The following is a 10785-nucleotide window of genomic DNA, read 5'->3' as shown; positions in this document are numbered from 1 at the left end:
GGGCGCCCGCCTCGGCGCGGCGGCCGGCGGGCGGCCCGTGCTGGTGGGCGGCCTGCCCGGCGTGGTCGCCTGGCGCCAGGACGGGACGCCGCTGTCGGTGGTGGCGTTCACGGTGGCCGAAGGGCGGATCGTGCGCATCGCCGCGGTGGCGGACCCGGTGAAGCTCGCGTCGATGGAGCTGCCTGAGCCACCAAGAACCGTCGGTGGTGCTCGGTAAGCTGGAAACCGGGGGCCGGAGGCCGAGCTGAGGCGCCGGACCGCGGCAGTAGAGGGCCCGCACGAGCCATGCTCCGCACAGTTGCGCAAAGCGCAACACGTTGCGGAATCTCACTCATGCGGATGTCGCCATCTCCGCATGATCCGTGATTAGCTGCGGTCGACCAGCAGCGCAGCCGGAAGGTGGTTCGAATGCCCTACGAGGTCCAGGGGGTCGTTTCGCGGGCGAAGGGCGAGCCCGTTTCGCTGGAGACCGTCCTCGTGCCCGATCCCGGTCCCGGCGAAGCCGTCGTGAACGTGCGGGCCTGCGGGGTCTGCCACACCGACCTGCACTACCGCGAAGGCGGGATCAACGACGACTTCCCGTTCCTGCTCGGCCACGAGGCCGCCGGTGTCGTCGAGGCCGTCGGCGAAGGTGTCACCGACCTCGAGCCGGGCGACTACGTCATCCTCAACTGGCGTGCCGTCTGCGGCACCTGCCGGGCCTGCAAGCGCGGCAAGCCGTGGTACTGCTTCTCCACCTTCAACGCCTCCCAGCCCATGACGCTGAGCGACGGCACCAAGCTGTCGCCCGCCCTCGGTGTCGGGGCCTTCCTCGAAAAGACCCTTGTCCACAGCGGACAGTGCACCAAGGTCGACAAGCGGGCCGAGCCCGCCGTGGCCGGGCTGCTCGGCTGCGGTGTCATGGCCGGGCTCGGTGCCGCCATCAACACCGGCGCCGTCACGCGCGGGGACTCGGTCGCGGTCATCGGCTGCGGCGGGGTCGGCGACGCCGCCATCGCCGGCGCGAAGCTGGCCGGGGCCACCACCATCGTCGCCATCGACCGGGACGACCGGAAGCTCGACTGGGCGAAGGACTTCGGCGCGACGCACACCGTGAACAGCACGGACCTCACCGAGGCCCAGGTCGTCGAAGCCATGCAGGACGCCACCCGCGGATTCGGCCCCGACGTCGTCATCGACGCGGTCGGCCGCCCCGAGACCTGGCGGCAGGCCTTCTACGGGCGCGACCTGGCCGGCACGGTCGTGCTGGTCGGCGTGCCGACGCCGGAAATGCGGCTCGACGACCTGCCGCTGATCGACTTCTTCTCGCGCGGTGGCTCGCTCAAGTCGTCGTGGTACGGCGACTGCCTGCCCAGCCGGGACTTCCCGATGCTCGTCGACCTCTACCTGCAGGGCCGGCTGCCGCTCGACAAGTTCGTCACCGAGCGCATCGGTGTCGACGGCGTCGAGCAGGCCTTCGAGCGCATGCACCGCGGCGAGGTGCTGCGCAGCGTGGTGACGTTCTGACCCTCTTCACCGACGACGAGTACCCAGCCGAGCCCTATCCCGGCACCCGGCCGGGCTACTCGTTCGTGCACGTCGACGGCGCCGGGCACCCGCTCGACGCCGCTCCCGGAGGCTGGCGCGACCGGATGGCCGTGCTGGCCTACGGCTCGAACGCCAACCCGTCGAAGATCACCTGGCTGCGCGCCCGGCTCGGCCTCGAAGGCCCGGTCGTCGTGGCGCACGCGCGCTGCGCCGGGCTCGCCGCGGTGTGGGCGGCCGGCTTCCGCGTGGTCGACGACCAGCGGCCGGCCACGCTCACCGCGCTGCCCGGCGCCGAAGACCACGCCATCTGGTTCGTGACGCCGGACCAGCTGGCGGTCCTGGACCGCTGCGAAGGCCGCGGCAACCGCTACCACCTGGCCCGGCTGACCGAACCCGACATCACCCTCGACGACGGCACGCGCCTGACCGACGTCCACACCTACGTCGGCGCCGCGCCGATCCGCTACCCGCTGCTGGTGGACGGCGCGCCGGTGCGCACCACCGACGTCCCGCAGGCCGACGCGGCCGCGCTCGACGGCGTCCCCGCCGACGGCCACGGCGTGCCCTGCGAAGTCGTCACACCAGCTTTCCCGGGTTGAGGATCCCGGTCGGGTCCACCGCGGACTTGGCCGCGCGTAGCACCTCGACGCCCAGCGAGCCGATTTCCGCGCTCAGGTAGGGCGCGTGGTCGACGCCGACGGCGTGGTGGTGCGAGATCGTGCCCAGCCCGGCGATCGCCTCGCACGCCGCCGCCTTCGCGCGCTGCCACTGGCCGACGGGGTCGGCTTCGTCGCGGGCCGTCAGCACCGTGAAGTAGAGCGACGCTCCCGTCTCGTAGGCGTGCGAGATGTGGCACATGATGATGGCCGGGCCCAGCGCGGCCGTCAGCGCCGCGCGGACGTCGTCACGCAGCTCGTCCACATCGGACCAGTAGGCCGCCGTCTCGAGCGTTTCGACGCAGATACCCATGTCCAGCAACGTGTCCCGCTGCCGCGGCCCGGCGAACCGGCCGTGCCGCCACGACTCGCCGAGCGCCTTGCCGACACGCACGGCACCCGAGGCCTTCAGCCGGCGGGCCGTCTCACGGCGGCGCAGCGCCACGTCGTGCGCGGTGCCTTCCCAGCCCACGATGAGGAAACACGGCCGCCGCACGCCCCGCGCGGCGAGGTAGCGGCGCAGCGCCGCCGTCTTGAGCCCCGCGTCCAGCGCGAGGGACACTTCGGTTTCGTCCCCATCGGACAGCCGGGTGACGTCGGCGAGCGCGTGGTGCTGCGCGAGGTCCCGCACCGCTTCGGCACCGGCCGCCCAGCCCGGCAGCGCGTAGCCCTCGTAACGCCGGACCGCCGGAGCCGGCCGCACCCGCAGCGCCACCTCGGTGATCACGCCGAGCGTGCCCTCGCTGCCGATCGCGAGCTGGCGCAGGTCAGGGCCGGCCGCGGACGCCGGGGCGACGCCGAGCCGCCACGGACCACGCGGAGTCGCCAGCCGCACGCCGGTCACCATGTCCTCGAACCGCCCGTAGCCCGACGACGCCTGGCCCGCCGAGCGCGTCGCCGCGAAGCCGCCGATCGTGGCTCGCTCGAACGACTGCGGGACGTGCCCGAGCGTCAGGCCGTGCCCGGCGAGCAGCCGCTCGGCCTCGGGGCCGCGGACGCCGGCCTGCAGGACGGCGATGCGCGACTCGGCGTCCACCGACACCAGCGCGTCGAGCCGGACGAGGTCCAGCGCGATCACCGACGTCTTCTCGCCGCGCAGTGCCGCGACACCGCCGACCACCGACGTCCCGCCGCCGAAGGGCACGACCCCGACGTCGTACTGGACGCAAATCTCGAGGACCGCCTGGACCTCGTCCGGATCCGCGGGCAGCACGACCGCGTCCGGCACCGGGAAGTCCGCGGCGGGCGAACGGCGCCGGACCAGGTCGAGGTAGGACAGCCCGGTCGCCCGCGCGAGCCGTGCCGGGTCGTCGACCAGCACGTTCTCCGCGCCGACCACCTTGGCGAGCGCTTCTCCGGCAGAATCCGGTAGTTCCGGTGACGGTATTTTTACCGGCATGTCGCCTGCGGGAGCGGCGCCGGGGGCGACGGGACCGATACGCTGTTCAAGCCACCTCGCCGCGCGCGCGGGCAGCGGGGCGGCGCCCGCGGATTCCGCGGTCCAGGACCGGCGGAGACGGTGGTCAATAAGAGCGTTCACGACTACAGTGTGACATATGGACGTAAAACGTCACACCACGCAGACCGCGAGTTCCTCCGCGCTCGCGGACACCCGCAACCGCCAGACGGCGACGCGGGTGGCCGATGACGTGCTGCTCGACGCCGCGCGCTCGTGCGTGCTGGCCGTCGGTGTGCGCCGCACCACACTCGCCGAAATCGCCCGCACCGCCCGCGTCAGCCGGATGACGGTCTACCGCCGCTTCCCCGACGTCCGCAGCGTGCTCGCGGCGTTGATGACCCGCGAGTTCAGCGGGCTGCTGCGCACGGCGAGCGAAGGCGGCGCGGACGCGGCGCACAGCCGCGACCGGCTGGTGCTCATCGCGGCGGCCGGCGTCCGCGCGCTGTCGACCGACCCGCTGTTCCGCACGCTGCTCGACGTCGACCCCGAGCTCGTCCTCCCGTACATCGTCGAGCGGCTCGGGGCGACGCAGAAGTTCGCCGAGCAGGCGCTGCACGGGCTGCTGGAGGCCGGCCACCAGGACGGCTCGATCCGGCGGGCGCCGGTCGCGGTGCAGGCGCGGTCGGTACTGCTGGTGGTGCAGTCGTTCGCGTTCTCCCTGCGCCCGGCCACGGCCGACATCGACGAGGCGGCACTGATGGCGGAGTTCACCCACGTGCTCGACGCGGCCTTGCGGCCATGACGTCCGGCTCGCTCAACGCGCGCCGCCGCGAACGCGAGCTCGCGGAGCTGGCGTCGGGCGAGCGCGTGGACATCGCCGTGGTCGGCGGCGGCGTGACCGGCGCGGGCATCGCACTGGACGCGGCCTCGCGCGGGCTGTCGGTGGCCTTGGTGGAGGCGCACGACCTGGCGTTCGGCACCTCACGCTGGTCGTCGAAGCTGGTCCACGGCGGCTTGCGGTACCTGGCGCACGGCGAGCTCGGCTTGGCGCACGAGAGCGCGGTGGAGCGCGGGATCCTGATGACGCGCACGGCACCGCACCTCACGCGCGCGATGCCCCAGCTGTTCCCGTTGTACCCGAGCACTTCCCGGGCGCAGCAGGCCGTGGTCGCGGCCGGCCTCCGCGCCGGGGACGCCCTCCGCCGCGCGGCGCGCACGCCGTCATCGGTGTTGCCGCGGCCGCGTTCGATCCCGGCCGCGTTGGCGCTGTCGCTGGCACCGGGCCTTTCCGCACACGGGTTGCGCGGCGCCTTGCTGGCCTACGACGGTGCCCTGGTCGACGACGCCCGCTTGGTGGTTTCCCTCGCCCGAACGGCGGCTTCCTTCGGCGCGCGAATCCTGACGCGGCTCTCGGCCACTTCGCTCTCGGCGGATCTCGTCCAGGCCCGCGACGCCCGCACCGGCTCCACAGTGGACATCCACGCGCGACAGGTGATCAACGCGACCGGCGTCTGGGCGGGAACACTGACGGGCTCGGTCCGGCTGCGTCCGTCACGGGGGTCACACCTGGTGCTGGCGCCGGGAACGGTGCCGATGGGGACGACATCGGTGAACATCGGCGTGCCCGGGGAGACCAACCGGTTCGTCTTCCTGCTGCCCCAGCCGGACGGCCGCGTCTACCTGGGACTCACCGACGAGCCGGTGCCGGGCCCGATTCCGCCGGTGCCGGTGGTTCCCGAGTCCGATGTGGACTTCTTGTTGTCGATGGCTTCGTCGGTCCTCGCCCGGCCACTGACCCGGGCGGACATCGCCGGTTCTTTCGCGGGCTTGCGCCCCCTGGTGGAGGGCGGCGGCCGGTCGGCCGATCTGTCCCGGAAGCACGCGGTCCTGGCCGGCGCGGACGGGTTGTTGACCGTGGTCGGCGGCAAGTTGACGACGTACCGCCGGATGGCGGAGGACGCGGTCGACGCGGCGGTGCGCCTGGCGGGGCTTCCTGCTTCGCCCTGCCGGACGGCGCGACTGCCGTTGCTGGGCGCGGCTTCGCGGGCAGAACTGTCGTTTGTGGACGCATCACCGCGACTGGTGGGCCGGTACGGCACGGAAGCGCCCCGGGTGGCGGCACTGGGCGAGCTGGACGCGGAGTTCGCGGCACCGGTGGGGCCGGGAACGGAGATCACGGCGGCGGAGGTCGTGTGGGCGGTCCGGCACGAGGGCGCCCTCGATGCCGAGGACGTGCTGGAGCGCCGGACGCGGCTGTCGCTGGTCCCTGCGGACGCCGAGGCCGCCAGGGCGCGGGTGGCGGAACTTGTCGACAAGTCGCTGGCGGGTCTCGGCTGACCTGAACCCTGTGAACAACACCGCTTAACGTTCTCTTGAGTTGACGGCTCGTTGGGTTTTTGCAACAGTAAGTTCCATGAGTCCGGTCAGACGCGGCAAGGAGCTGCCGATCTACAACCGGCTTCCCGTGCTCCGGGCCGAGCGCGGGATGACCCGGGCCGCGCTCGCCAGTGCCGTCGAAGTCAATCCGCAGACCATCGGCGCGCTCGAGCGGGGCGACCACTATCCGAGCCTGGATCTGGCGTTCCGGATCTGCGCGGTGTTCGACCTGCCCGTCGAGGCGGTCTTCAGCCGCGAGCCGTTCACGCCGCTTTCCACCCAGGTCTACCGCGAGGGGGGAGCATGACCGAGCAGCCCGGCCGCCTCGCGGCCTACTGGGAACGCCAGCTCGACAAGATGGAGGCGGCCGAACGCAAGCGGGCGCGGAAGCTGCCGGGCTGGCGCACCCGGAAGCACCGCCGGACACTCGTCGTCGTCCTCGTGCTCGCCGACCTCGCCCTGGTCGCCGGGGCCACCCAGTTCAAAGCCCAGCCGAGCTGGGCCTTCCCGGCCTTCTGGCTGACCGGGCTGGTCCTGGGCGGGTTCGCGTTCATCACCCTGCGCGTCCTGACCGGCCGGATGAGCGGCAGCTTCTCGCGCCTGCTGGACGAACGCGAGCGCGAATGGCGCCACCGCGTCACCTACATCGGCTACCAGGCGCTCAGCTACCTGATGCTGATCGCCATGCTCTACGGGCTGCTCGCCGCCGACTCCGCGGCGAGCGGCGCGATGATGCTGTCCGCGCTCCTGGTCACCGGCACCACCATCCCCGCCATCGTGCTGGGCTGGTCGCTGCCGGACGACGATCCCGAAGATTTCGAAGAGGGGATGGGCCATGCCTGAGGGGACCCTGGAGATCGACCGGATCTCCAAGCGCTACGGCGCCAAGGTCGCGCTGGACGGCGTCTCGTTCGACGTCCGCGCCGGCGAGCTGTTCGGCTTCGTCGGCAGCAACGGCGCCGGCAAGACCACCACCATGCGGATCGCGCTCGGCGTGCTGGCCGCGGACGGCGGCGAAGTGCGCTTCGACGGCAAGCCCGTCACGCACGAAACCCGCACGCACATCGGCTACATGCCCGAGGAACGCGGGCTGTACCCGAAGATGAAGGTGCTCGACCAGCTCGTCTACCTGGCCGAGCTGCACGGGCTCAGTGCCGGCGAGGCCCACCGCAACGCCGAAACCTGGATCACCCGGCTCGGGCTGGCCGAGCGGCGCAAGGACGAGGTGCAGAAGCTCAGCCTCGGCAACCAGCAGCGCGTCCAGTTGGCCGCGGCGCTGGTGCACGACCCCGCGGTGCTGGTGCTCGACGAGCCGTTCTCCGGTCTCGACCCGATCGCCGTCGACGTGATGAGCGGTGTCCTGCGGGAGAAGGCCGCCGCGGGGGTGCCGGTCGTGTTCTCCAGCCACCAGCTCGACCTCGTCGAGCGGCTGTGCGACCGGGTCGGGATCATCCGCGGCGGCCGCATGGTCGCCGTCGGCACGGTCGGCGAACTGACGGCGGGCGCGCGCGGCAAGCTCGTCGTGACGGCGCCGTCCGCGACCGGCGGCTGGGCCGCCGGCCTGCCCGGCGTGCGCGTGCTGGAGCAGCACGGCACCACCACCGTGCTCGACCTCGAACCGGGCGCGGACGACCAGGCCGTGCTCGCCGCCGCACTGGCGACCGGGCCGGTCACCGAGTTCAGCCGCCGTCGCCGGTCGCTCACCGAGCTGTTCCGCGACGCCGTGTCCGACGGCGCCGGAGCTCACGAACCTGTCACCGAGGGGGTATCGCGATGAGGACGTTGAGTGGCCGCCGAGCTGTCTGGCTGGTGCTGAAGCGCGAGCTGAACACGCGGCTGCGCACACGGTCGTTCGTGGTCGGCACCGGCGTGCTCCTGGTGCTGCTGCTGGGGTACGTCTTCTTCCAGACGTCGCTGGCCAGTTCGTCGGACAAGAACACGGTCGGGCTGACCGGCCAGGCGATCGGCATCGCCCGCCAGCTGCAGACCGAAGCGGCGCTCTCCGGCCGGGAGATCAGCACGGTCGTCGTCACCGACCCGGCGGAAGGCCGGCAGAAGGTCGAAGACGGCGACATCGACGCGCTCGTCTCGGGCAGCGCGGCGCAGCTGACCGCCACCTATCAGTCCTCTTTGGACGGCGAGCTGCGCCGCGTCCTCGACCAGGTCGCCCAGCAGCAGGTGCTCGACGGCGTGCTGTCGTCCGCGCAGCTGGAGCCGGCCGAGGTGATGGCCAGGGTCAACGGCACCCACGTCCGGGACGACGCCCTCTCGCCGCAGCCGGCGGACCAGACGCAGCGGCTGGTCGTCGGGCTGGTCGTGGCGTTCCTGCTGTACATGAGCATCATCACCTACGGGATGATGGTCGCCCAGGGCGTCGTCGAGGAGAAGTCGAGCCGGGTCGTGGAGATCCTGCTCGCCAGCGTGCGGCCGTGGCAGCTGCTGCTGGGCAAGGTGATCGGCCTCGGCCTGGTCGGCCTGACCCAGCTGGTCGTCCTCGCGGTGGCCGGGCTGGGCGCGGCCGCGGCGACCGGCGTGTTCACGCTGTCCGGCTTCGCGACGGGCGCGGTGCTGTGGGGCCTGCTCTGGTACCTGCTGGGCTTCCTGTTGTACGCCACCATCTACGGCGCACTGGGATCGCTGGTGTCCCGGCAGGAGGACACCCAGTCGGTGGTCGGGCCGCTCAACATCATCCTGATCGTCGGGTTCATCGCGGGCTTCAACCTGCTGGTCCAGAACCCGGCGGGCTCGGCGACGAAGATCGTCTCGCTGATCCCCCTGCTCTCGCCGATCCTCATGCCGGCCCGCATCTCGACGGGCGCGGCGGCGGGCTGGGAGATCGGGTTGTCACTGGCGCTGACCGTCGCGCTCGTCGCCGTGCTGACCTGGGTCGGCGGGAAGATCTACGGCAACAGCGTGCTGCGGATCGGCAGCCGGATCAAGCTGACGGAGGCCCTGCGTGGGTGAGGTGCGGGCGGCGGGTCCCGGCGACGTGGCCGCGATCCACCGGTTCGGCGAGGCGCACGTCCGGGCGCACTACGCCCCGCTGATCGGCGCGGCCGCCGCGGACGCGCAGGTCCGCGACTGGTGGAACGAGACGCACGTCGGCGCGGCCGTGGCGGCCGGGCTGGTGGTCGTCGCCGAGGACGGCGGGGAGATCCTCGGCGTGGGGCAACGCGGCCGCAGCGGCGCCGAGCACGTGGTCTACAAGCTTTACGTCCACCCCGGGCAACGCGGCCACGGGCTCGGCCGGCGGCTGCTCGAGGCCCTCGCCGCGCAGCTGCCCGCCGATGCGGAGCGGCTGTACATCGAGCACTTCGCGGCCAACGAGCGAGCCGGCGCGTTCTACGAGCGCGAAGGCTTCACCGTCGAACGGGTCGAGCCGAGTTCCACCGGCGATCCGGCGCTCGCGGTCGTGTGGCGCGTCAAGCCGTTGCTCACGAGGTGATCTTGCCGTAGCGCTCCAGGGACACCTGGCGCTCGTGGCCGTGGTCGACCATGGGTTCCGGGTAGTCCGCGGGGCGCTCCTTCAGCTGGTGCACCGCCTTTCCCGGGACCCCTCGCAGCTCCGGCACGTACTTGCGCACGTAATCACCGTGCGGATCGAACTTCTCGCCCTGGGTCGTGGGGTTGAAGACGCGGAAGTACGGTGCCGCGTCCGTGCCGCAGCCCGCGACCCACTGCCAGTTCAGCTGGTTCGACGCCAGGTCGCCGTCCACCAGGTGCTTCATGAAGTGGCGGGCGCCCAGCCACCACGGCAGGTGCAGGTCCTTGACCAGGAAGCTCGCGACGACCATCCGCACCCGGTTGTGCATCCAGCCCTCGGCCAGCAGCTGCCGCATCCCGGCGTCCACGATCGGGTAGCCCGTCCGGCCCTCGCACCACCGCGAGAAGGCCTCGGGGTCGTCGTCGTGCTTCATGCCGTCGAACCGCTTGTCGTAGTTCTTCCGCGCGGTTTCCGGGCGGTGCCACAGGACATCGGCGTGGAACTCGCGCCAGCAGATCTCGCTCCGCAGCGACTTCGCGCCCGCCCGTTCGTCGCCGGCCAGGTCGGCCAGGATCGTGCGCGGGTGGATGCACCCCCAGCGCAGGTACGGCGAGAGCCGCGTGGTCCCTTCGCGGTCCGGGCGGTCCCGGTCGGCGTCGTAGGTCTCGATCGGGCCGTCGAGGAAGTCGTGCCAGACCTGCAGCGCGGCCTGCTCGCCCGGCTCGGGCAACGTCGCGGACACCGGCGGCGGCTTCGGGATCCGCAATGAGCGCGGCGGTTCCACCCAGTCCACAAGGGACGGTCCGGTGTCGGCGGGCGGATGCCACCCGTGTGCCGTCCAGGCGCGGAAGAACGGCGTGAAGACGCGGTACGGGCTGCCGTCCGGCTTCGTGACGCGGCCCGGCGTCACCGCGTACGGCGAGCCCGTCTCGACCCAGTCGAGGTTGTGCTCCGCCAACGCTTTCGCCACGGCCGCGTCCCGGCGGCGGCCGTACGGGCCGGTGTCGGCGCTGACGTGCACCGCGGCCGCGCCGATCCCGCGCGCCGCACGGACGACCTCGGCCGCCGGGTCGCCGCGCACCAGCATCAGGCGGCCGCCGAGCTGCTCGTTCAGCTTTTCGAGACAGCCGTACAGGAATGCTTCCCGCGGCGCCCCTCCGGGCTTCAGCAGCGCCTCGTCGAGGACGTACAGCGCGAGCACGTGCTTGCTGTGCCGAGACGCCCCCAGAAGCGCGGCGTGGTCGCCCAGCCGCAGGTCACGGCGGAACCAGAGGACGACCGGCGCTTCTCGAGTCACGCCGGTAAACGATAAGCGCCCCGCCGTGCCGGTGCACGACGGGGCG

At 72.1% G+C, this 10785-nt stretch carries 11 protein-coding genes and 1 pseudogene; 10 read left to right on the top strand and 2 right to left on the bottom strand.

Annotated features, from left to right (window positions below):
- From DV20_RS03925 to DV20_RS03915, 3 genes and pseudogenes are all read left to right on the top strand, one after another.
- Window positions 1-217: pseudogene (locus DV20_RS03925) on the top strand (RNA polymerase subunit sigma-70); the annotation flags it as partial.
- A gap of 191 nt (window positions 218-408) precedes the next feature.
- Window positions 409-1506: an S-(hydroxymethyl)mycothiol dehydrogenase gene (locus DV20_RS03920; RefSeq protein ID WP_043776471.1), complete on the top strand. Its 1098-nt coding sequence runs from the start codon at window positions 409-411 to the stop codon at window positions 1504-1506.
- Window positions 1507-1571: 65 nt separating this feature from the next.
- Window positions 1572-2126, top strand: coding sequence for a gamma-glutamylcyclotransferase family protein (locus DV20_RS03915; RefSeq protein WP_043776470.1), 555 nt, complete (start codon window positions 1572-1574; stop codon window positions 2124-2126).
- Here DV20_RS03915 and DV20_RS03910 read toward each other — a convergent pair.
- The gene (locus DV20_RS03910) at window positions 2104-3723 is read right to left on the bottom strand and encodes an FAD-binding oxidoreductase (protein ID WP_407638313.1); all 1620 of its coding nucleotides are present in this window, start codon (window positions 3721-3723) and stop codon (window positions 2104-2106) included. The two genes, DV20_RS03915 and DV20_RS03910, sit on opposite strands and share 23 nt — an antisense overlap.
- A 97-nt stretch (window positions 3724-3820) precedes the next feature.
- On the opposite strand from DV20_RS03910, the gene DV20_RS03905 reads away from it, so the two are divergent.
- From DV20_RS03905 to DV20_RS03875, 7 genes are all read left to right on the top strand, one after another.
- A complete protein-coding gene (locus DV20_RS03905; RefSeq protein ID WP_043776490.1) occupies window positions 3821-4384 on the top strand; it encodes a TetR/AcrR family transcriptional regulator in 564 nt (187 codons plus the stop codon).
- The gene (locus DV20_RS03900) at window positions 4381-5919 is read left to right on the top strand and encodes a glycerol-3-phosphate dehydrogenase/oxidase (RefSeq protein ID WP_043776468.1); all 1539 of its coding nucleotides are present in this window, start codon (window positions 4381-4383) and stop codon (window positions 5917-5919) included. The genes DV20_RS03905 and DV20_RS03900 overlap by 4 nt, the downstream gene beginning before the upstream one ends.
- A 76-nt stretch (window positions 5920-5995) precedes the next feature.
- Window positions 5996-6265: a helix-turn-helix transcriptional regulator gene (locus tag DV20_RS03895; protein WP_043776467.1), complete on the top strand. Its 270-nt coding sequence runs from the start codon at window positions 5996-5998 to the stop codon at window positions 6263-6265.
- Window positions 6262-6801: a hypothetical protein gene (locus DV20_RS03890; RefSeq protein ID WP_043776466.1), complete on the top strand. Its 540-nt coding sequence runs from the start codon at window positions 6262-6264 to the stop codon at window positions 6799-6801. The genes DV20_RS03895 and DV20_RS03890 overlap by 4 nt, the downstream gene beginning before the upstream one ends.
- A complete protein-coding gene (locus DV20_RS03885; protein ID WP_043776465.1) occupies window positions 6794-7735 on the top strand; it encodes an ABC transporter ATP-binding protein in 942 nt (313 codons plus the stop codon). Before DV20_RS03890 ends, DV20_RS03885 begins: the two co-directional genes overlap by 8 nt.
- A complete protein-coding gene (locus DV20_RS03880; RefSeq protein ID WP_043776464.1) occupies window positions 7732-8922 on the top strand; it encodes an ABC transporter permease in 1191 nt (396 codons plus the stop codon). The genes DV20_RS03885 and DV20_RS03880 overlap by 4 nt, the downstream gene beginning before the upstream one ends.
- Window positions 8915-9403 carry a GNAT family N-acetyltransferase gene (locus DV20_RS03875; protein ID WP_043776463.1) on the top strand — a complete coding sequence of 163 codons (489 nt, stop codon included), beginning with the start codon at window positions 8915-8917 and terminating at the stop codon, window positions 9401-9403. The genes DV20_RS03880 and DV20_RS03875 overlap by 8 nt, the downstream gene beginning before the upstream one ends.
- Here the strand turns inward: DV20_RS03875 and DV20_RS03870 are convergent.
- On the bottom strand, window positions 9393-10739 hold the full coding sequence (locus DV20_RS03870) for a cryptochrome/photolyase family protein (RefSeq protein ID WP_043776462.1): 1347 nt from the start codon (window positions 10737-10739) through the stop codon (window positions 9393-9395). The genes DV20_RS03875 and DV20_RS03870 overlap by 11 nt on opposite strands.
- Window positions 10740-10785: the final 46 nt, after the last annotated feature.

The organism is Amycolatopsis rifamycinica, assembly GCF_000695625.1.
Classification (GTDB): Bacteria; Actinomycetota; Actinomycetes; order Mycobacteriales; family Pseudonocardiaceae; genus Amycolatopsis; species Amycolatopsis rifamycinica.
Note: the sequence above shows the minus strand (reverse complement) of the source record. Positions and strands in the feature narration are given on the sequence as shown.